Source organism: Bacteroides sp. HF-4919 (assembly GCF_018860125.1).
Window position 1 is genome coordinate 1 of record NZ_JAHKNF010000018.1, and the last position, 22,537, is coordinate 22,537.

The 22,537-nt window shown below is 36.4% G+C and carries 24 protein-coding genes; all 24 read left to right on the forward strand.

What is annotated here, in order from left to right:
- Positions 1–814: 814 nt before the first annotated feature.
- A complete protein-coding gene (gene upfY / locus KO473_RS21960) occupies positions 815–1,375 on the forward strand; it encodes a capsular polysaccharide transcription antiterminator UpfY (protein WP_082192971.1) in 561 nt (186 codons plus the stop codon).
- Between the two features lie 11 nt (positions 1,376–1,386).
- Positions 1,387–1,869 carry a UpxZ family transcription anti-terminator antagonist gene (locus KO473_RS21965; protein WP_005820796.1) on the forward strand — a complete coding sequence of 161 codons (483 nt, stop codon included), beginning with the start codon at positions 1,387–1,389 and terminating at the stop codon, positions 1,867–1,869.
- A 50-nt stretch (positions 1,870–1,919) separates the two neighbouring features.
- Positions 1,920–2,804, forward strand: a complete 885-nt coding sequence (rfbA, locus tag KO473_RS21970; RefSeq protein WP_122130845.1) for a glucose-1-phosphate thymidylyltransferase RfbA — start codon at positions 1,920–1,922, stop codon at positions 2,802–2,804.
- A complete protein-coding gene (locus KO473_RS21975) occupies positions 2,801–4,246 on the forward strand; it encodes a lipopolysaccharide biosynthesis protein (RefSeq protein ID WP_122130847.1) in 1,446 nt (481 codons plus the stop codon). Before rfbA ends, KO473_RS21975 begins: the two co-directional genes overlap by 4 nt.
- Positions 4,247–4,259: 13 nt before the next feature.
- A complete protein-coding gene (locus KO473_RS21980) occupies positions 4,260–5,375 on the forward strand; it encodes a DegT/DnrJ/EryC1/StrS aminotransferase family protein (RefSeq protein WP_122130849.1) in 1,116 nt (371 codons plus the stop codon).
- On the forward strand, positions 5,366–6,205 hold the full coding sequence (locus KO473_RS21985) for a glycosyltransferase (RefSeq protein ID WP_005820791.1): 840 nt from the start codon (positions 5,366–5,368) through the stop codon (positions 6,203–6,205). The genes KO473_RS21980 and KO473_RS21985 overlap by 10 nt, the downstream gene beginning before the upstream one ends.
- Positions 6,205–7,410: a hypothetical protein gene (locus tag KO473_RS21990; protein ID WP_005820789.1), complete on the forward strand. Its 1,206-nt coding sequence runs from the start codon at positions 6,205–6,207 to the stop codon at positions 7,408–7,410. Before KO473_RS21985 ends, KO473_RS21990 begins: the two co-directional genes overlap by 1 nt.
- Positions 7,394–8,188 carry a glycosyltransferase family 2 protein gene (locus KO473_RS21995; RefSeq protein WP_005820787.1) on the forward strand — a complete coding sequence of 265 codons (795 nt, stop codon included), beginning with the start codon at positions 7,394–7,396 and terminating at the stop codon, positions 8,186–8,188. The genes KO473_RS21990 and KO473_RS21995 overlap by 17 nt, the downstream gene beginning before the upstream one ends.
- Complete coding sequence (locus tag KO473_RS22000) at positions 8,185–9,192, forward strand: glycosyltransferase family 4 protein (RefSeq protein ID WP_005820785.1); 1,008 nt, start codon at positions 8,185–8,187, stop codon at positions 9,190–9,192. The genes KO473_RS21995 and KO473_RS22000 overlap by 4 nt, the downstream gene beginning before the upstream one ends.
- 6 nt (positions 9,193–9,198) lie before the next feature.
- The gene (locus tag KO473_RS22005) at positions 9,199–10,218 is read left to right on the forward strand and encodes a polysaccharide biosynthesis protein (protein WP_005820783.1); all 1,020 of its coding nucleotides are present in this window, start codon (positions 9,199–9,201) and stop codon (positions 10,216–10,218) included.
- Positions 10,219–10,262: 44 nt separating this feature from the next.
- Entirely contained in the window at positions 10,263–11,414 is a 1,152-nt protein-coding gene (locus tag KO473_RS22010; protein WP_005820782.1) for a capsular polysaccharide biosynthesis protein CapF, read from the forward strand.
- Between the two features lie 7 nt (positions 11,415–11,421).
- Positions 11,422–12,606 carry a UDP-N-acetyl glucosamine 2-epimerase gene (locus tag KO473_RS22015; protein ID WP_005820780.1) on the forward strand — a complete coding sequence of 395 codons (1,185 nt, stop codon included), beginning with the start codon at positions 11,422–11,424 and terminating at the stop codon, positions 12,604–12,606.
- Positions 12,607–12,616: 10 nt separating this feature from the next.
- Positions 12,617–13,825, forward strand: coding sequence for a glycosyltransferase family 4 protein (locus KO473_RS22020; protein WP_005820778.1), 1,209 nt, complete (start codon positions 12,617–12,619; stop codon positions 13,823–13,825).
- A gap of 2 nt (positions 13,826–13,827) precedes the next feature.
- Entirely contained in the window at positions 13,828–14,436 is a 609-nt protein-coding gene (locus tag KO473_RS22025; protein ID WP_005820777.1) for a sugar transferase, read from the forward strand.
- 11 nt (positions 14,437–14,447) lie between these two features.
- Positions 14,448–15,977 carry an amino acid adenylation domain-containing protein gene (locus KO473_RS22030; RefSeq protein ID WP_005820775.1) on the forward strand — a complete coding sequence of 510 codons (1,530 nt, stop codon included), beginning with the start codon at positions 14,448–14,450 and terminating at the stop codon, positions 15,975–15,977.
- On the forward strand, positions 15,970–16,773 hold the full coding sequence (locus KO473_RS22035; RefSeq protein WP_005820774.1) for a GNAT family N-acetyltransferase: 804 nt from the start codon (positions 15,970–15,972) through the stop codon (positions 16,771–16,773). The genes KO473_RS22030 and KO473_RS22035 overlap by 8 nt, the downstream gene beginning before the upstream one ends.
- A gap of 7 nt (positions 16,774–16,780) precedes the next feature.
- On the forward strand, positions 16,781–17,011 hold the full coding sequence (locus KO473_RS22040) for a phosphopantetheine-binding protein (protein WP_005820772.1): 231 nt from the start codon (positions 16,781–16,783) through the stop codon (positions 17,009–17,011).
- Complete coding sequence (locus KO473_RS22045) at positions 17,011–18,075, forward strand: 3-oxoacyl-ACP synthase III family protein (protein ID WP_005820769.1); 1,065 nt, start codon at positions 17,011–17,013, stop codon at positions 18,073–18,075. Before KO473_RS22040 ends, KO473_RS22045 begins: the two co-directional genes overlap by 1 nt.
- 2 nt (positions 18,076–18,077) lie before the next feature.
- Positions 18,078–18,296, forward strand: coding sequence for an acyl carrier protein (locus tag KO473_RS22050; protein WP_005820767.1), 219 nt, complete (start codon positions 18,078–18,080; stop codon positions 18,294–18,296).
- Between the two features lie 4 nt (positions 18,297–18,300).
- Positions 18,301–19,062 carry an SDR family NAD(P)-dependent oxidoreductase gene (locus KO473_RS22055; protein WP_005820766.1) on the forward strand — a complete coding sequence of 254 codons (762 nt, stop codon included), beginning with the start codon at positions 18,301–18,303 and terminating at the stop codon, positions 19,060–19,062.
- Positions 19,063–19,070: 8 nt separating this feature from the next.
- A complete protein-coding gene (locus tag KO473_RS22060; protein ID WP_005820764.1) occupies positions 19,071–19,820 on the forward strand; it encodes an SDR family NAD(P)-dependent oxidoreductase in 750 nt (249 codons plus the stop codon).
- Positions 19,820–20,452: an MBL fold metallo-hydrolase gene (locus KO473_RS22065; protein ID WP_005820762.1), complete on the forward strand. Its 633-nt coding sequence runs from the start codon at positions 19,820–19,822 to the stop codon at positions 20,450–20,452. The genes KO473_RS22060 and KO473_RS22065 overlap by 1 nt, the downstream gene beginning before the upstream one ends.
- Positions 20,449–21,111, forward strand: a complete 663-nt coding sequence (locus KO473_RS22070; protein ID WP_005820760.1) for an acetyltransferase — start codon at positions 20,449–20,451, stop codon at positions 21,109–21,111. The genes KO473_RS22065 and KO473_RS22070 overlap by 4 nt, the downstream gene beginning before the upstream one ends.
- Positions 21,112–21,272: 161 nt before the next feature.
- Positions 21,273–22,403: a DegT/DnrJ/EryC1/StrS aminotransferase family protein gene (locus KO473_RS22075; RefSeq protein WP_005820758.1), complete on the forward strand. Its 1,131-nt coding sequence runs from the start codon at positions 21,273–21,275 to the stop codon at positions 22,401–22,403.
- Positions 22,404–22,537: the final 134 nt, after the last annotated feature.

The window sequence follows — 22,537 nt, forward strand, 5'->3', positions numbered from 1 at the left end:
GTTCGCATCTTCTATGTAGGATTTTATCAACGCTTTGATAAGTTCTCCTTTATGCGAAATTATTCCACGTATCGGTATTCCTTTCTTTCTGCCTCTTGTTTTTTTAACTATTTCTGTATTAGATTGTTGTGCTTCGCTAATGGCGTTTTTTTACACTTTTGTCCGCAATCTGAAATAATCCTTTTTCTTTGTCCATAATTTCTTTTATTTTGTTAATAACTAAATGTTGTTAATTTGTGGCAAAGGTAGAAAGGAAACTATCGGTAGGCAAGTAAAGATGGAATTAAAGAGAAAATGAACGCTTCTGATTAGATAACTATTTGGTATATAGTATGATATTAATTGAAAAAGCGAGTGTTTCAATAGACGTTCGTTTAATTGAACGCAAAGATAGGGGGTATTTTTAGAACTACAAAATGTTTAATAAAAAAAATGATTTTCCTCTTTTGATTGTTATCCCAATATCTTAAACCACAGGTATTTATGAATTAACAAAAAACAGTTTATTATCTGTCTGATTTTGTTTTCTGTTCTCTTCTGATTTATATACAAAAATCATGTGTTTTTAAACGAACGTCTATTGAAACACTTTTTGTTTTCAATACCCTCGTTTAAAGGCTATTATAATAAATAACTATTTTCTGCCTCTCCTTCTGTGATAGTGGAGGGTCATTAAATAACATGGATGCACTGAATTTTTCATTAAAATCCGCATTACATAACTTGACCGGGAGGTATGCTTCGCTACTCCGGTGTCCCCAAAGAACATCCTGACGTGAACGACATGACAACATCCGCATCTATCGAATCTTCGATGGGGCGCTCTCAATCTCTCCTGTCTTCTTCCGCTTTGAACTGGTATGCCTTGCGTATCACTTACGGGCGTGAACTGGCCTTGCAGGAGTACCTCAATTCGGAGGGGATAGAGAATTTCATCCCCATGCACTATGAATATACCATTAAAAACGAGCGTCGGGTCCGTAAGCTTGTTCCTGCGGTTCATAATCTGGTTTTTGTCCGTTCCTCGCGCAGTTGTATCGATGCCATCAAAGAGAGCAAGGGCACCACGCTTCCTATCCGTTACATTATGGACCGTGAATACCATCGTCCCATCATCGTTCCTGATTCCCAAATGCGTAATTTCATGGCGGTCTCTTCGAATTATGATGAATCCCTGCTTTATTTCGAACCTTCCGAGTTGAACATCCGCAAGGGTACCCGTGTGCGTATCACCGGGGGGCTTTTCGAGGGAGTGGAGGGCGAGTTTGTCCGTGTCCGCAATGACCGTCGTGTCGTAGTCACCATCGAAGGAGTTATGGCTGTTGCTACTACCTTTGTCCATCCTTCATTGGTCGAACCTGTCACCGAAAAATAACATAACAAGATATGAACTATTTAGAATCCGAAATCTCCGCCCTTTATGCTTCTGCTCATGAACTTTGCTACTTAGGCATGGACGGTCGGCCGATCTACAGTGATCAATTCACCCGTCTGAATCGTGATGTTTTTTCTCAGGCTAATGCCTTGTACGACAAGCATGGCAATAGTCATGAAGAAGAGGCCCGGTTGTGCCTGTCGCTCCTGATGGGATATAATGCGACTCTCTATAATAACGGTGACAAGGAGGAACGTATTCAGCATATTCTGGATCGTTGCTGGGATGTATTGGAGCATCTGCCTGCCTCCCTGTTGAAAGTCCAACTGTTAGTTTATTGTTACGGAGAAGTTTTCGACGAGGAATTGGCTCGGGAAGCTCAGGCCATCATTGATACGTGGCAGGACAGGGAGTTGTCAGAAGAGGAGCGTGAGGTGATGGAACGTCTGAAGGATGTGCAAGAGAATCCGTATCCTTGGAGTGAGGTGGAATGATTCCGGTGGAGTGATTTCGGTATAGTAATTTAATTTTAATAAGTATATTGATGAAAGGTATTGTCTTGGCCGGTGGTTCGGGCACTCGCTTATATCCGATCACCAAAGGAGTCAGTAAGCAGTTGCTTCCGATATTTGATAAGCCGATGATCTATTATCCTATCTCTGTACTTATGTTGGCAGGGATTCGTGAAATATTGATTATCTCCACTCCTTATGACTTACCCGGCTTTCAACGTTTGCTGGGTGACGGTTCTGACTTTGGAGTACGTTTTGAGTACGCCGAGCAACCTTCTCCCGACGGCTTGGCACAGGCATTTATTATAGGTGAGAAGTTTATAGGTGGTGATTCTGTATGTCTGGTTCTTGGTGATAATATCTTTTATGGTAGCTTTTTTACTAAGATGTTGAAGGAAGCTGTAGTATCCGCAGAATTACAAAATAAGGCTACGGTTTTTGGCTATTGGGTTGAAGATCCGGAACGTTATGGGGTAGCTGAGTTTGATGGAGATGGAAATGTCCTCAGCCTTGAGGAGAAACCTGATATTCCGAAATCTAATTATGCGGTTGTTGGACTTTACTTTTATCCCAGTAGGGTAGTTGAGATCGCAAAACAGATCAAGCCTTCTTCCCGTGGAGAATTGGAAATCACCAGTGTAAATCAGCAATTTCTGTTTTCTCAGGATCTGAAAGTTCAGGTATTAGGACGTGGCTTTGCCTGGCTTGATACAGGTACCCATGATTCTTTATCCGAGGCAAGCACCTTTATAGAAGTAATAGAGAAGCGTCAAGGCCTAAAAATAGCTTGTTTGGAAGGTATTGCTTTCCGTCAGGGCTGGATTGATTCAAAGAAGTTACGTGAACTAGCTTATCCTATGCTGAAGAATCAGTATGGAAAGTATTTATTGAAAGTAATAAAAGAGATAGAGGGGTGAGCGAATCCTTAAAGCATAAAACGGTTAAGGGAGTGGGATGGAGTTTTGCTGATAACATTTCCAGTTCCGGTGTTTCATTTCTGGTCGGATTGGTACTTGCGCGTTTGCTTACTCCTGCAGAATATGGCATTATGGCTATGATTGCCATCTTTATCGCTATTTCGAATTCTATTATTGACAGTGGATTCTCCAATGCGTTAATTCGCAAAACGGATATAAAGCGTATTGATTATAACACAGTCTTTTTTTTTAATCTGGTGGTTGGTGTCATCCTATATGTCCTTCTTTATTTTTGTGCCCCTTCTATCAGTTCTTTTTTTAATGAACCTATATTGATTCCTGTTACAAGAGTTATAGGCCTTGTTCTAATCATTAATTCTTTAGGTATCATTCAACGCACTATTATGGTGCGGGAGATTGATTTTAGAACACAAACCAAAATCTCTTTGATAGCTTCTTTATCCAGTGGTGGAATTGGCATCGTGATGGCTTGCTATGGCTACGGTGTCTGGAGTTTGGTTGGACAACAGGTCTCCCGGCAGTTATTAAATACCGTTTTCCTCTGGCTTTACAGTGCTTGGCGTCCGGTGTGTGAGTTCTCCGCAGATAGTTTTAAATGCCTTTTTGGCTTTGGCTCAAAATTACTGTTGTCGGGTTTACTCGATACGCTTTACAAGAATATCTACTATATCGTTATCGGACGCTTTTACAGTTCCGCCCAGTTGGGTCAATATACACGTGCCGAGCAGTTTAATACAATTTTTTCCAGTAATCTGACTAGCGTGGTACAGCGTGTCAGCTATCCCGTTCTGAGCTCCATCCAGGATGAACCGGAACGTTTGCGTGAAGCTTACCGCCGTGTGATAAAGACTACCATGCTGATCTCTTTTGCCTGTATGCTTGGTTTGGCGGCCGTGGCTAAGCCGTTGATACTGTTACTGATCGGTGAGAAATGGCTGGTGTCAGTCTCTTATCTTCAGATAATTTGTTTTGCCGGAATGTTATATCCTCTTCATGCCATTAATTTGAATATTTTGCAGGTGAAAGGTCGGTCTGATCTGTTTCTCAAGTTAGAAATCATAAAAAAAATAATAGCGGTCATTCCCATTTTTCTAGGTATCATGTATGGTATAGAATATATGTTGTGGGGTAGTGTCTTAATCTCCTTTATAGCTTATTTTCTGAATAGTTATTATTCCGCCGGTTTAATCCGGTATCCTACAATAGATCAGATTAAAGATGTGCTTCCGACGTTCGCTGTTTCATTGTCTGTCGCTTTTGTCATGTGGATTATTTCTTTTCTTGATGTTTCAATATATGTCATGCTCCCCTTGCAATGCTTTTCAGGTCTTTTGTTGTCTTTTCTTGTATATGAAAAGTTGAATCTGGAAGAATATCTTGAAATCAAACAGCTCATACTCTCTTGCGTTCAAAAAAAGTAATATAAATATTAAGATGGATGAAAAACTAATCACGGTTACTTCTCCACTTCTTCCTTCCTTGGATGACTTTATTCCTTATCTTGAGGATATCTGGGATCGTAAATGGCTCACTAATAATGGTCATTATCATCAGAAGTTGGAGCAGGCTTTATGTGAGTATTTAAAGGTACCTTATATTAGTCTTTTTACTAATGGTACACTTCCTTTAATGTGTGCCTTACAAGCATTACGTATAACCGGTGAAGTGATTACGACTCCTTATAGTTTTGTTGCCACTACCCATTCTCTGTGGTGGAACGGGATTAAGCCGGTGTTTGTGGATATTGATCCTGTAACCTGTAATCTGGATCCTGAAAAAATAGAGGCCGCTATTACTCCCAAGACGACTGCTATCATGCCTGTGCATGTTTATGGCAAACCTTGTGACACGGTTCGTATTCAAGAGATTGCGGATAAATATGGTTTGAAGGTCATTTATGACGCTGCCCATGCATTTGGTGTAGAGGTAAACGGCAAGTCAATACTTGAATCCGGTGATATGTCCACTCTGAGTTTTCATGCTACGAAGGTCTATAATACGATTGAAGGTGGAGCTCTGGTCTGTCACGACGAACAGACCAAGAAACGCATTGATTATCTGAAGAATTTTGGCTTTGCCGGTGAAACGACTATTGTTGCTCCTGGCATTAATGGTAAGATGGATGAAGTTCGTTCCGCTTATGGATTATTGAATTTGAAACAAGTTGATTCCGCCATTGAGGCTCGTCGTAAAGTTGCCGTTCAATATCGTGATGCTTTGAAAGATATCCCCGGTATCCGTTTCATGGAGGATATACCCGGTGTCCGTCACAACTATTCTTATTTTCCTATTTTTATAAATGCTGAGGAATATGGTCTGACCCGTGATGAGCTTTACTTCAAGTTGAAAGAGAGTGACGTACTCGGCAGAAGATATTTTTATCCGTTAATAAGTGAGTTTTCCACTTATCGTGGATTGGAATCCGCTAAAAGGGAGAACTTACCAGTAGCAGTGAAGATGGCAGATAGTGTGATATGTCTGCCAATGCATCATAACTTAACAAATCAAGATGTTGATATTATCTTAAATTTTGTTGCTCGATGGAAGTAATGTTGTCTATTATTTGTACGGCTTATAATCATGAGGAGTTTATTGACAAAGCTATAGACGGATTTTTGGTACAACAATGTAATTTCAAAATAGAAATTATTATACATGATGATGCCTCTATTGATCACACGCCTCTGATTATACAAAGATATGTGGATAAATATCCAAATTTAATTTATCCGATCTTTCAAAAAGAAAATCAATACTCAAAAGGTGTTAATGTTTGGGGGAGTTTGATAAATAAGGCTCGAGGGAAATATATTGCAATATGTGAAGGAGATGACTATTGGATCAATCCTTTAAAACTACAACAGCAAGTTGATTTTTTAGAGAATAATCCTTCTTATTCACTTTGTGCTCACAATGCTTTGGTTGTATATACAGATTCGAATTTACAATATCAGTTTCTAAAAAAGGAAAAGAGTACTGAACTATGTATAAAAGAGATTCTATCAAATTGGTGTGTACCTACTGCTAGTATTGTTTTTAGAAAGGAATTGTATGAATGGCCTATTTGGGCAAATAATGTTATTAATGGTGATTTAGTTTTGCAGATTGTATTAATAAAGAAAGGAAAGGTCTTCTTCTTCAAAGATATAATGTCTGTTTATAGGAAACACAATGCAGGCTTGTCTATAATGATTAATAGTTTCCCAGTAGAGTATCTGAGGCAAAAAAACACATTATATAAACATATTAATAAGTACTTTGTATATAAATATTCATTGATAATATACAAGATAATAATAAAAAATGATATTCGTATATTTTTTCAAGTTATATTTAGAATAGCTCCTTTTCTGAGGTTTTTAGTAAAAAAAGTTAGGTGATGAAATACGTGACTAGATGGAGCATGATTTGTTTATCGATATTGATTTTGTATTTTTATATTTTCGCACCTCCATTTAAAGTACTTCCATTTGGAAGTGATAAAATAATAATTATAGTTATATTGTTTATTATATTAATAAATGGGATGTTTTCTAAAATCATTTATTTTTATAAATATGAGATGTTTTTTTTAGGATTAATAGCATTATTTTCTATTTATGTAGATTTATTTAATGGACATGTAGTTTGCTCTTTAAATGATACTTCATTAGTTTTATTTTTATTTCCATGTTCTTATGGGGTACTATGGAGTATTAATCATATAACTGATATTTCTATTAAAAGAATATTATTTATGTGTGTGTCTTTAGCTTCATTTTTCTCATTCTTTTTAATTCTAAATCCTAATATAGCATATGATTTAAAAATAAATTTGTTAAGATACCCAGAGGAACTTTTAAACACTTTTATATATAGAGGGTATGGTTTGGCTGATGGGTTGTTATTTTCGTATCCAGTTATACAAGGTATATGTATTGGATTAATTATTTTAGGTTATTGGAAATACGGGGGATGGGGGGCTTTTTTTGCCAGTATAATGTTGATAGCTGTGTTTACAAATGCAAGATCAGGGTTTGTTCCAATTTTATTTTCATTATTGATTGTATTTGTTCTAAATACTAGAAAATTCCTAAAGGTAGGGTCGTTCTTTATAATAATAGTTTTGTGTATTACTGTTTTGGATGATTTTATGGAAAAAAGTGAAATGTTATCAACATCTTTTGAATGGAGCATGACAACTTTCGATATCCTCAATGATTTTTTATTGGGGAAAACAAGTGAAAATTTAGAAGCATTATTAGGAGATATGCTTGTTTTTCCTGTTAATTTACAAGATTGGCTTCTAGGTACAGGTAATTATCTTTTTGTTGATGGAGTTCGTACAACAGATATAGGTTTCTTATTACGTTTAAATTATGGTGGAATATTCTATTTATCATTGATGTTAGCGTTATATTTTTATATGTTTTATCGTATATGTTATGTTGATAAAAAAATTGCGATATATTTATTATTCACTTTACTATATTGTAATTATAAAAGTGATTTTTTTATATTTAATTCAGGTGTGCGATTTGTTTTTTTACTATATGTTTTAATTACTTGTCCTTTTTTTAATTCAGAAAATGGAGAAAAAACTTAAAATAACAGTCATTACAGTAGTATACAATGGCATAGATTATATTGAAGATACTATATTAAGTGTCATTAATCAAGATTATTCAAATATAGAATATATTATAATAGATGGAAAATCAGATGATGGTACTATGGACATAGTGGAGAAGTATGCTACAAAAATTAGTTATTGGGTTTCAGAATCTGATAATGGTATATATGACGCCATGAACAAAGGAATTAAAGTTGCTACGGGAGATTGGATTATTTTTATGAATTGCGGAGATTACTTTTTTAGTTCTGATATAATTACTCAGGTGTTTAGTCAAATGCTAATTGGAATTGATGTTGTGTACGGAGGTGCGTGGGTTCGTAGTATGTGGGGAGAATTTCAAATAAATCCCTGCATTCCTAAGAATATTTGGAAAGGATTTGTTCATCAGTCAGTTTTTGTAAAATGTGAGGTTTGTAAAGATATGCTTTTTGATGTAGATATAAAAGCAGCTTCCGATTATGATTTTATATATAAATTATATATTGGTGGAAAAAGATTTCAAATGTTAGATTTAATCATATCTAATATCCTATATATTGATTCTGGTTTCAGTTCAGTAAATGAGATCGTCTCTAAAAAAGATGTTTTATATTCTATTTTTAGAAATAGGCATTCAAGAAAAAAATTTATTATTCATTACAGCTATCATTTGATTGCCTACTTGAGGAAGTGTATGCTTATTATTATTAGAAGTTTATTTCCAAATGTAATATTGCAAATTCGTAGATATAGAGATTGTAAAAGATGAAAAGAATATTATTTTATTCAAGTGTAAGAGATTTGTCTTCATTTGTGAGCCAACGATTTTATGTAATAGATATTTTGTTGTTAAAAGAATTAGGATATGATGTGATTATCACTAATAAAATTATAGATTTTATTAGATTTTATCGATATGATCTCTCTTTCTTATATTTTTATAGAAAAAGTTTATTCTCAGCTATATTATCTCGTCTTTTCTGCAAGAAAGTATATATGACAGGAGGAATTGATGCTTTAGACCGAAATCTTGTATCGGAGAAAGAATATATATTTCAAAAAATAATGTTTAAATTATGTTATTTGTTTGCTGATAAATGTGTTGTTGTTTCAAATTCTGATTTGAAAAACATAAGTGGGTTATATAAAAAGAAACCTACAAAGCTTTTTTTCTCATATCATGTAATAAATATAGAAAAATTTAGTTGTGGATTTGAAAAGAAATGTGAAGAGTTATTTGTGACAATTGGCTGGATGGAAACTAAAGCTAATGTAATAAGAAAGGGTATTGATAGAGCTTTGTATGTATTTGAAAAATTGGTTGCTAATAAAAAATACGCAGACTCTAAATTTGTTATAATTGGTAAACTTGGAGAGGGAAGTGATTATCTTAGAGAAATAGTAGAGAATTTAAGATTGGAGGAATATGTTTCTTTTGTGGGGAGTATATCAGAGGAAGATAAAATCTCTTTGTTGAAAAAAAGTAAGTATTATTTCCAACTATCTTCTTATGAAGGTTTTGGCATATCTGCTTTGGAGGCATTGGCTGCCAGTAATATAGTTATTCATTCTGGTATGGGAGGACTTAATGATACCATTAAATCATTTGGTATAAAAATCGATATACAAAAAAATTATGAAAATATGACTGCTTCTATTCTTGACTTGATAGAGCAATTTGATTATAATAAACTCATTGATGGTTATAATTATATTCATGAAACTTTTTCTTTAGAGAAGAGACGTGAGGAGTTTAGGGAACTATTAAAATAATATATTGTGTTTGATAATAAGATACTTTTAATTACCGGTGGAACAGGTTCTTTCGGCAATGCGGTTTTACGTCGTTTTCTTGATTCCGATATCAGGGAGATTCGTATATTCTCTCGTGATGAAAAGAAACAAGATGATATGCGTCACCATCTTCAGAATCCTAAAGTAAAATTCTATATTGGCGATGTCCGTGACAAGCGCTCTGTGGATGGAGTTATGAATGGAGTGGATTATATTTTCCATGCCGCTGCGCTGAAGCAAGTCCCTTCCTGTGAGTTTTTCCCCACACAAGCGGTTAGGACTAATGTTCTCGGTACGGAGAATGTGTTGGATTCCGCCATAGCTCACGGTGTTAAAAATGTGGTGGTACTTTCTACCGATAAAGCTGCCTATCCTATAAATGCGATGGGTATCAGCAAAGCCATGATGGAGAAAGTCGCTATCGCCAAAGGTCGTCAGTTGGGTAATTGTGGAGGAACAACGATTTGCTGTACCCGTTATGGGAATGTTATGGCCAGCCGTGGTTCTGTGATACCCTTGTGGGTAGAGCAAATTAAGAAATGTAATCCAATAACAATAACAGATCCCAACATGACCCGCTTCATGATGACTTTGGATGATGCTGTCGACTTGGTGATTTATGCCTTTCAGCATGGAAAAAATGGTGATTTGTTTGTTCAGAAGGCGCCCGCTGCCACTCTGGGTGTATTAGCCGATGCATTAAAGTCTCTTTACCATAGTAATGCGGATGTCAAAGTGATTGGTACCCGCCATGGTGAGAAACTCTATGAAACTCTTGTTACCCGTGAAGAGATGTCTAAAGCAGAGGATATGGGTGATTATTATCGTATCCCATGTGATACGCGTGATTTAAATTATGATAAGTTTTTTGTGGAAGGAAGTGAGGAGGTCTCCAAAATAGAAGATTACCATTCTCATAATACCCGTCGTCTTGATGTTGAGGGAATGAAAGAACTTCTCTTGAAACTTGATTTCATTCGCGAAGATCTTGGTCTTGAAAAATAGAATTGATAGTAATCAAGGTCAAATAAATTAATTCCTCTTTATTTATGAAAGTTTTAGTAACCGGTGCGAAAGGTTTCGTCGGGCGGAATCTTGTATCCCAATTGCGCAATATTCAAAGTGGCAAAGCAAAAAATTACGCTTTGTCCGGAAACGAGTTGGTCATTTTTGAATATGATGTAGATAGTGACCCTTCTGAATTGGATGACTATTGCCGACAGGCTGATTTCATTTTTAATCTGGCCGGTGTAAACCGTCCACTGGATCAGTCTGAATTTATGAAAGGGAACTTTGGTTTTGCTTCTACGCTTCTTGCTTCATTGAAGAGACATGGAAATACTTGCCCTATCATGATATCCTCTTCTACACAAGCCGCTTTGGATAATCCTTATGGAGCTTCTAAACGGGCGGGTGAACAATTGTTGTTTGAGTATTCCCGGGAAACGGGATCGAAGGTGTTGGTATACCGTTTTCCCAATGTCTTTGGTAAATGGTGTCGCCCTAATTATAATAGTGCAATAGCTACTTTTTGCTATAACATAGCCCGTGATCTTCCCATTCAGGTCAATGATCCGAATGTGGAGATGAATCTTGTATATATAGATGATGTTGTGGATGAATTAATCTCCGCTTTGACGGGTAATGAACACCGGGAAGGAGCTTATTGTAAAGTATCTGCTGTATATACTGTTACTTTGGGAGCAATTGTGGAATTGCTATATTCTTTTCGTGAGAACCGTAACAACTTGAGGGTTCCCCATGTGGGAGATGCTTTTACTAAGAAACTTTACTCCACCTATCTCTCTTATCTGCCGAAAGATGGATTTGGCTATCCTTTGAAGATGAATGTGGATGCCCGTGGCAGTTTCACGGAGATTATCCGCAGTACGGATCAGGGACAGTTCTCTGTTAATATTTCCAAGCCACATATTACAAAAGGTAACCATTGGCATCATACCAAAAACGAAAAGTTTGTGGTTGTAAGTGGTCAAGGTGTTATCCGTTTTCGTAACATACATGATTCATCCTCTGAGATTCTAGAATATTTTGTTTCAGGTGATAAGCTTGAAGTAATTGATATTCCTACCGGTTATACCCATAATATTGAGAATCTGGGTGATACGGATATGGTAACTTTCATGTGGTGTAACGAGTGTTTTGATCCCGGTAGGCCGGATACTTATTTTGAAGAAGTTTAATAGCATTATGGAAATCAAACTGGATTATTCAGATATCAAGTTTCGGTATAATGGCAAACTGAGACTGTTGATTATAGTCGGTACCCGTCCGGAGATTATCCGGTTGACTGCCGTAATAAATAAATGCCGTCAATATTTTGATTGTATTTTGGCTCATACCGGACAGAATTATGATTATAATCTGAACGGAGTCTTTTTTCATGACCTGAGCTTACAGGCTCCGGATGTCTATATGGATGCTGTGGGGGATGATTTGGGTTCGACAATGGGTAATATTTTGAATGCGAGCTATAAACTGATGTCACACTTACGCCCTGATGCCGTTTTGGTTCTCGGTGATACCAATTCTTGCCTAAGTGTAATCAGCGCTAAACGCTTGCATATTCCTATTTTTCATATGGAAGCCGGTAACCGTTGCTTTGATGAGTGCCTTCCTGAAGAGACAAACCGGCGTATTGTGGACATTATTTCTGATATGAATCTTTGCTATTCGGAGCATGCCAGACGGTATCTGAATGCTTCGGGTGTGGCAAAGGAACGTACTTATGTAACCGGTTCTCCGATGGCCGAGGTTCTGTCTGAGAATCTTTCTGCTATAGAATCCTCGGATATCCACGCCAGATTGGGTTTGAGGAAAAGACAATATATCCTGCTGTCTGCACATCGGGAAGAGAATATTGATACTGACAAGAACTTCGCTTCATTGTTTGAAGGCATAAACGCGATGGCTGAAAAGTATGACATGCCTGTACTTTACAGTTGCCATCCTCGTAGCCGTAACCGTTTGGAATCAAGTGGTTTCGAATTGGATAGCCGGGTGATTCGGCATGCCCCTCTGGGTTTCCATGACTATAACTGCTTGCAGATGCATGCTTATGCCGTGGTCAGTGATAGCGGGACATTACCGGAGGAAAGTTCTTTTTTCACTTCTGTCGGTCACTCTTTTCCGGCTGTTTGTATTCGCACAAGTACCGAACGTCCCGCAGCTTTGGATAAGGGATGTTTTATTCTTGCGGGGATTGATAAAGCCTCTTTGCTTCAAGCTGTAGATACTGCTGTGGAAATGAATAGGAATGGTGATAATGGTGTCCCTGTTCCGGATTATATGGATCGAAATGTATCGACAAAGGTGGTGAAGTTGATTCAAAGTTATACAGGAATAGTAAACAAAATCGTCTGGAGAAAATCCTGATAATATCGAAATGAATATTTTGTTTCTGACCCTTAACCGTGTTGCAGATCTTTCTGAACGGGGGATATACACGGACTTGATGCGGGAATTTATTTGTCATGGGCATAGGGTCTATATGGTTGTTCCCGCCGAACGTCGCTTTCATGAATCTACTTCAATAAAAGAGAGTTATGGCGCTCAAATATTGAGGGTGAAGACATTGAATATCCAAAAGAGCAATGTGGTGGAGAAAGGCATCGGTACATTGTTATTGGAGATGCAGTATCAATGTGCCATAAAGAGATATTGGAAGGATATCCAGTTTGATTTGATACTTTATTCAACTCCTCCCATTACTTTCAATAGGGTCATCAGTTCACAAAAGAAACGCTGTAAGGCGAAAAGTTATCTTTTATTGAAAGATATTTTTCCTCAAAATGCCGTTGATTTGGGAATGTTTTCGAAGAGAAGCTTAATTTATAGACTTTTCCGTAAAAAAGAGGAGGTTTTATATCAGATATCGGACTTTATAGGCTGTATGTCTCCTGCCAATGTGGATTATGTGTTGACACATAATCCGGAAATAAAGGCTGATAGAGTAGAGATATGCCCCAATAGTATTAAATTGTTAGAGAAGCCATTAATGACTTCAACTGCAAGAAAAAACATATTGCAGAAATTGCATATTCCAATTAATAAGACTCTTTTTATATATGGTGGCAATTTGGGGCGTCCACAAGGTCTGATTTTCTTGTTGGACGTGATAGCCGCAAACGAGGAACGTAATGACAGTTATTTCATCATTGTAGGCAGTGGCACTGAATATGGCAAGATAAAGTCTTGGTTTGAGACAAATAATCCGGATAATTCAATGCTACTTTCTTCACTTCCAAAGAAAGAGTATGATGATTTGGTAAAGGCTTGTGACGTCGGTTTGATTTTCCTTGACAGACGTTTTACCATCCCCAATTATCCTTCCCGTTTACTCTCTTATTTAGAAAACCGGATGCCCGTTTTATTGGCTACAGACATGAATACGGATATCGGGCGGATTGCTGAACGGAATGGTTATGGCTTTTGGACAGAAAATGGGAATTTGGATACATTTATGGAAATGGTGGATTCCTTATCTGCAGACAGAGAAAAAATAAAAGTGATGGGCGAGAAAGGGTATGAATACTTGAAATCCAATTATACAGTAGAAAGAGGGTACCGGATGATAATGAAACATTTTGAGTAAGTATGTATCAGTATGTTATTAAACGATTAATCGATTTTATTGTCGTGTTTTTTGTCCTGATTATTATCTGGCCCGTATTGCTTCTCGTAACTCTTTGGCTTCATTTTGCCAATAAAGGTGCCGGTGCTTTTTTTCTTCAGGAGAGGCCCGGACGGCATGGTAAAATCTTTAAAGTCATCAAATTTAAAACCATGACAGATGAACGTGATGCAGAAGGGAATTTACTACCGGATGATAAACGATTAACGAAGGTTGGTAAGTTTGTTCGTTCTACTTCGATTGACGAGCTTCCACAATTGATTAATGTATTGAAAGGCGATATGGCTTTGATTGGACCACGTCCTTTGCTTCCTCAGTATTTGTCCTTATACAATACTGAACAGGCTCGGAGACACGAAATAAGACCTGGTATTACTGGTTGGGCACAGGTGAATGGGCGTAATGCTATATCATGGACAAGAAGGTTTGAATTGGATGTATGGTATGTTGATCATTGCTCCTTCTCTCTTGATTTGAAAATTCTGTTTTTAACAGTAAAGAAAGTATTCACACGCGAAGGAATTAGTTCAGATTCGTGTGCAACTATGGAAGCGTTTAATGGTAATAATTAAATAATGGTAAAATGAAGATCAATATTATTGAGTATTTTAAAGAAACAGTACACTTATTTCCTAATAAAATTGCTGTTATAGATCGAGATAGAGAAATAACTTTCTCTTCATTAGATGATAAAGTTCATACATTAGCTTACAATTTTGCATCGAATGCCAATGTTCTGAAAAAGCCAATAGCTGTCTATTTGAATAAAAGTATTGAAAGTGTTTGTGCGGACTTAGCTATAATCTATTCTGGTAATTTTTATATGAATTTAGATGTGAAAACACCTTCCGAACGTATAAAAAATATAATAGATTTAATCACTCCAGCCATAATTGTTACTAATAATCAATATCTTAAAAATATATCAGGAATTCTACCTGATTCTATACAAGTAGTAAACTTAGATGAGGTGGATTGGGACTTGTCTATTGATGATGAGCTATTAGACATTCGTTTGCAAAAACTAGTTGATACTGATCCCTTGTGTATTATTAATACGTCTGGATCTACCGGTACCCCTAAAGGAGTGGTACTAAATCATAGAAGCTTCTTTGATTTTACTGAATGGGCGTTAGATGTATTTAAGTTCTCAAACGATGAAGTGATAGGCTCATTATCTCCATTAGTATTTGATATATATAGTTTTGAACTTTGTATGTTGATGGCAAAGGGGAATACTATTGTAGTAATCCCAGAGCATTTGTCTGCTTTTCCTGCTTCTATATTACAATTATTGGAAAAATATAAAGTTACGTTTCTTTTTTGGGTACCTACTATCATGGTTAATATTGCTAACATGAATCTATTGACCTCAATAAAGTTACCTGACTTGAAAACTGTTTGGTTCGCAGGAGAAGTATTTCCGACTAAACAATTTAACTATTGGAAAAAACAATTGCCAAATACTATGTTTGCTAACTTATATGGGCCTATTGAGATTACTTTAGATTGTACATATTATATTGTAGATAGAGATATAAAAGATGAAGAACCTATACCTATTGGCTTCCCTTGCCGGAATACGGATGTGTTGATACTCAATGAGGATAATAAACTTGTTACAAAAGTAAATGAAGAGGGGGAGTTGTGTGTTAGAGGAAGTTCTTTAGCAATGGGGTATTATAATAATCCGGAAAAGACAGCTGCTGCTTTTGTGCAAAATCCATTAAATAGTGCTTATCCTGAGCTTATCTATCGTACGGGTGACATTGTATATGTTAATGCCTTGGGAGAGATTGTTTTCAAAGGCAGAAAAGATAGTTTGGTAAAACATATGGGATATCGTACGGAACTGGGAGAGATAGAACATATTATAATAAATAAGTTGAAGTTAGTGAACAATGGATGTATTGTTTATAATTTTGTGCATAAGGAAATAACTCTGTTCTACGAATCGGCAGAAGAAATTTCACCAGCGGAGTTTAGGACTAAAATAGGAAAGGAACTTCCTAAGTATATGTTACCTACAGCTTTTTATCGATTGGATGAATTACGACGTAATACCAATGGTAAAATTGATCGTTTGTTCTATAATAAACAGATTAATGGATAATTTACAATCGATCAATGACGTCCAAATGCTAATTCAGCAGATAAGGAGTGAAAGAAAGGGGTTTATTACAAATTTTTTTCTTGATCATTTTAAGCATTCTTTATGGATAGATCGTAATGCCTTCTTTTATGAATCATTTGATGATTGCTTTTTATTGATTAAGCGGAATGAGACTTACTCTTATCTTTATTTTATCTCAACTGATATGCGTGCTTTAAATAAAGCTTTAGTAAAATTCTTTCGAAACTACATAGGTACTTGTGTCGTTGACTTAGTGGGAAATGACTCTATATTACCACTTAAAAACAAGTTTGTACTTTGGGGATTTGAAGAGTATGAATTGCTCTATCGGATGAGTAGGACAGGATATCCGAATGTTTCTCTTCCTATAGATGAACACATAAAAAAGGGAGTGCTGGGTGATGTTGAAACGATAAAAATATTGCTTGATGCTTGTTTTGATCCACTGTCAGAACAAATACCATCAGAAGAAGAATTAGGCCATTTTGTAAAAAATGGGACAGTACTGGTTTATAAACAGAATGGTTCTATAAGTGGTTTCATTATTTATGAACTTACTGGAGTAACACTTTATTTAAGATATTGGTTTGTCATACCAGAGTTTCGTGAAAAAAAAATTGGAGCAAAATTGTTCAATGCTTTCATGCATGAAGGTGCTTTATCGAAACGGCAGATGTTTTGGGTAATCTCAAGAAATGAGAATGCGATAAAACGGTATTTGCATTATGGCTTTTCCCCAGAGAAACTATATGATTATGTTTTAATTAAAAAATAATATATATATGAAAGAAAAGATTGTAGTAATTCTAAATGGTCTAAGGCCTGAATTTGATTTCAATGAACCGGTTAACTTTATAGAAGAAGGTATGCTAGATTCGTTTGATGTAATTAATTTGGTAAATGAATTGGATTCTACTTTTGGCATTTCCATTGATGGTGTTGATGTATTGCCAGAAAATTTTTCTTCTTTAGAGAGTATTATCGGACTTCTAAAAAAGAATGGAGTTGTCTAATGAAGTTGTTATTTCATAATAAAAAAATATCGGGTATATTGACAATATTGCCTGATAAAGAAGTTTTGTTTGAAGATGAAATGGATAATTATAATTTCTCACATGCAAAATCTTTGAAATTGAAATTAGCTATGGGATATAATAAGCATCGTATTGTGGAAAAGGGTGTTTGTGTATCTGATTTATGCTGCTATGGTTTGAACTATCTAATTGAAAGCGGAAAGATTAGTAGAGATGAAATAGATGCTTTAGTTCTTGTAACGCAATCTCCTGATCATTTTATGCCACCTACAAGTAATATTATCCAAGGAAAACTGGGATTAAAGCGGGATATGATTTGTTTGGATATTAATCAAGGTTGTGCTGGATTTATTATAGGTTTAATTCAGTCTTTTATGCTGCTTGATCAGCCAGAGATAAATAAAGTCGTTTTGCTGAATGCTGATGTATTAAGTCAGAAAGTGTCTAAAAGAGATCGTAATAGTAATCCTTTGATAGGGGATGGTGCATCTGTTACTATTGTGGAACGCTCTAATTGTGATTCTGTTATTTATGGTAGAATACAAATGGATGGGAGTAGGGCTGAAGCACTAATGATTCCGGCAGGGGGCTTTCGAGAACCATCGTCGGTTGAAACCGCTGTGATGAAAGAAGATGTTAATGGGAATTTTCGTTCAAGGGATAATCTTGTAATGAAAGGCGATGAGGTTTTTAATTTTGTTCAGATAGAAGTCCCTCCCATGATTAATTCTTTGTTAGAAGATGCAGCTATAGATAAAGATTGTGTAGATTATTACATGTTTCATCAGCCGAATAGGTTTATGTTACATAAATTGGCTGATAAAATAGGAGTTCCTTATGAAAAACTTCCTAGTAATATTGTGGAAAACTTTGGGAATGCCAGTGGAGTATCTATTCCTACAAATATTACTTTTAATTTAGAGAAGAGATTATTAAAAGAGGAACTGAACCTTTGTTTTGCAGGTTTTGGAGTTGGGCTGACGTGGGGGAGCTTATTAATGAAAGTTGGGAATTTATCTTTTTGTGAACAAATAAATTATTAATTATGGAACAATTTTTAGAACAAATTGCAGAATTACTCGAAGAAGATACGGTGAACGTGTCAGATGAATTAAAATCTTTTGAGGCTTGGGATTCTTTAACTATTCTTTCGATTATAGCTTTTGCTGATGAAAGTTATAAGATCACTTTAAATGCCAAAGAGATTACTGAGGCAAAAACTGTTGGAGGATTAAAGGAACTTATAGATTCAAAGTCTAAATAGAATTATGGAATTAGATTTATTAAATCTTTCAGGAAGGAGTTATTTGATAACTGGTGCAGCCTCAGGAATGGGGCGTGCTACTAGTATTTTGTTATCTAAATGTGGAGCACGTTTAATTTTAGTAGATATAAATGAAGATGGGCTCCAAATAACGAAGAAAGACTGTGTAGGAGAAACAATGATTCTAAAAATGGATTTGTCTTTTCCAGAAGAGTTTAAAGGATGTATCCTATCTTCTATTAGCTCGTTCGGAAAGTTGAATGGATTTGTGCATTGCGCGGGACTTCCATATATTTCACCGTTGAAAACCGTATCAGCAGCCCATTGTGAAAAACTTTATACTGTAAATGCTTATGCTGCGGTTGAATTAGCAAAAATATTGATGAATAGAAATGTGTATGCGGGTGAGCATGGCACTATTGTTTTGATTTCGTCGGTTTATGGTTTGGTTGGTTCCGCTGCCAATGTTGGGTATGCACTTTCTAAAGGGGCTATTCAAGGAATTACCAAAGCATTGTCTATTGAGTTGGCACCTAAGAAAGTACGTGTAAATTGTATTGCTCCTGGGTTTATAAAAACTAAGATGATGGAGAATGTATCTTCTTCTTTTTCGGAAGATTATGTTGATCATCTAAGTACTTTACATCCATTGGGACTGGGGGAAGCGGAAGATGTGGCTAATTCTGTTTTATTTTTGTTGTCTGATATGTCGAAATGGATAACAGGAGCAATTATTAGTGTGGATGGTGGATTTACTGCCCAATAAAATATGATATGAAAAAAAGACAGAATGTTATAATCACTGGAGCTTCGTCTGGAATAGGTAGAATCATTGCTATTAAATTATCAGAGAATTATAATGTTATTTTGAATGGGAGAAATGAAGACAAATTAATGTCTGTCTTACAGGACTGTGATAAGGAGGGCTCTCATCTAATTTGGGCCGCAGATTTAGAAGATACGCATACATTAGAAGATAAATTGAGGACTTTTATTGATTTGGAAGATATCTCAATATCTCATTTTGTTCATTGTGCTGGTTTCATGAAGATGTTACCATTAAAATTGGTAAACTTGTCCAATCTATATACAACATTTAATACCAATGTATTTTCAGTGGCTCTAATCATTAAACTTTTAGTTTCGAAGAAAGTTAATAAATCATCTCTTAAAAGTGCGGTTTTTATTTCAAGTAATATAAGTAACCGTGGTGCAAAGGCGTTCAGTAGTTATGCGGCTTCTAAAGCTGCGTTGGATGGTTTAATGAGATGTTTGGCTATAGAGTTGGCACCGAATGTGAGGATAAACTCTGTGTTGCCAGGGGCTGTTCAAACTCAAATGACGCAATCTATATTTGAGAATGAAGAGGTTGCAAAAAGGATGCTTGTGACATATCCTTTAGGGTTAGGAAGACCTGAAGATGTTTATAATGCAGTGAGTTTTCTGCTATCTGATAAGGCAAGATGGATAACCGGGCAACAATTGGTTGTAGATGGTGGACGGATTATTAATATAACAGGTTGATGGCATTAGAATTATTACGAATAGAAAATGAGCCTGTGAATTCTAATTGCTTTATCCTTTTTGATAAAGTTGTAGGCCTGAGATGTGTTGTTGTGGATCCGGGGAGTGAAAATTGTGCTGTAATAGATATGGTCTTAGAGAAGAATAAACTTATTCCTGAATACATTATTTTGACTCATGAGCATTTTGATCATATATGGGGATGTAATTATTTGGTGAATAAGTACAGCACTCGGATTATATGCTCTAAACAATGCGCTTTTGCTATCAGAGATGCAAAAAGAAATCATTCTTTGTTTTATAATCAAAAAGGATTTATTATATCTAAAGTTGATATTCTTTTAGAAGATGTACAATTCAAATTTTTGTGGGAAGGATATGATATTTACTTTGAGAATGCAAGGGGCCATACTAATGCTGGAGTCTTTTTTAAAATAGACCATTATTTATTCACAGGTGATACTTTGATAAAAGGTATACGTACGGTAACGAAACTGTATACAGGATCTAGATCGGAATTAATAGATACATTGGAGGTAATAGAGAAAATGAAAGGAAAAAAATTGGTCGTCTGTCCTGGGCATGGTGAATGTTTTGAATTAGATACTTATGATATGAAGTTGGCTTTATGAATAAAAAAATTGTATTTATAGGAACTGGGGCTGTAGCTGCTGAATTAACCTCTTATTTGGAGGATGGAAGTTGGGGAAATGATTGTACCTTTGAAATAAAGGGATATTTGACATATGGAGTGTCGGGTATTGATAGTTGGAAAGAATATCAATTAGCCCATTCATATTTAGGGCTGTTAGAAGATTATCAAGTTCAAGAGGAGGATCATTTTATTTTGGCTTTAGGTAATAGTGAAGTTAAAAGAAAAATAGTGGAGATAATAAAAGCTCGTAATGGTAAATTTATGACTTTGATTCATCCTACCGCAATTGTGGCAAAAACAGCTAAGATTGGTGAGGGAAATATATTGTGCCCTTTTGTTATGATTGGTCCAAATGTCCTTTTAGGGAACTTTAATTTGCTAACTTCTCAAAGTATTATTAGTCACGATTCAAAAGTCGGTGATTTTAATTTTTTTGCAACAGCTTTATTATGTGGACATACCATTGTAGGAGATGCCAATTATATGGGTATTCGAGTAACAACTGTTCCAGATATAATTATTGGAAATAGAAATAAAATTCAGGCAGGGATGATTGTTGATAAGAATGTTGGTGATGATTCAACTTTGTTTTATCGATACAAAGAAAAACTGATGTTTGTCCCGTCTAGTGAATAAATTTATGTTGATATAAAATTATTATATATTTAATCATATGGATAGTTGAAAAACAATGTGCCATTTTATTAGATTGTTTTGTTTAAAAATATATGTATTGCTATCTTTCCTTTTTATTCCTTACTACGTAAGAAAATCAAATAAACATAGATAATTTCGTTATGAACAAACGAATCTGGCTTTCGCTTGCTCACATGGGTGGCCGTGAGCAAGACTTTATAAAAGAGGCCTTTGATACGAACTGGGTAGTTCCTTTGGGACCTAACGTGGATGCCTTTGAGCAATCTTTGGCCGAATATTTGCATGAAGACCGCCATGTGGTGGCTTTGAGTGCGGGAACGGCTGCACTTCACTTGGGCTTGATTCTTCTGGATGTGAAGCCCGGTGATGAAGTGATCTGCCAAAGCTTTACTTTTGCCGCCTCTGCCAATCCGATTTCTTATCTGGAGGCCAAACCTGTTTTTGTGGACAGTGAGAAGGATACCTGGAATATGGATCCGGTATTGCTCGAGGAGGCTATAAAGGACCGTTTGCGCAAGACGGGCAGGTTGCCGAAAGCGATCATTCCCGTTCACCTTTACGGTATGCCTGCCAAGATGGACGAGATCATGGATATTGCGGGGCGTTATGGTATCCCCGTATTGGAGGATGCTGCCGAGGCTTTGGGTTCGGAACTGAACGGACGGAAGTGTGGCACATTCGGTGAACTGGCCGCACTCTCTTTCAATGGCAACAAGATGATCACGACTTCCGGTGGAGGTGCTCTGATCTGCCGTACGGAAGAGGAGGCCCGGCAAACAAAGTTCTATGCGACGCAGGCTCGTGATGCCGCTCCGCATTACCAGCATACCCATATCGGCTACAATTACCGTATGAGCAATATCTGTGCGGGTATCGGTCGTGGGCAGATGTTTGTCCTCGATGAACATATTGCCCGAAGACGGGCTATACATACTCTTTATACGGAGCTGCTTAAGGACGTTCCCGGTATAACGGTTCTTCAGAATCCTGATTCGCGGTTTGCTTCCAATTTTTGGCTGACTTGTATTCTGGTTGATCCGAAGCTTGCGGGCAAGAGTCGTGAGGATCTTCGCCTGAAGCTGGATGCCGCAAACATAGAGACTCGTCCTTTGTGGAAGCCGATGCATCTTCAGCCTGTGTTTACGGATGCTCCGTTTTACGGGAATGGTACGAGTGAGAGGTTGTTCGATATCGGGCTTTGTCTGCCTTCGGGACCTACATTGACAGATGAAGATATCAGGAGGGTGGTAGATACGATTAAGAAGATATAATAGATTCATTGTATCAGTATTATAAAGGAAAGCCGGCTGGAATATTTGAAAAATTCCGGCCGGCTTTCCTTTATATATATGGGAATACAAGAAAACTAAATTTTACTTTTCCGGGAAACGAATTGCTTTTGAAT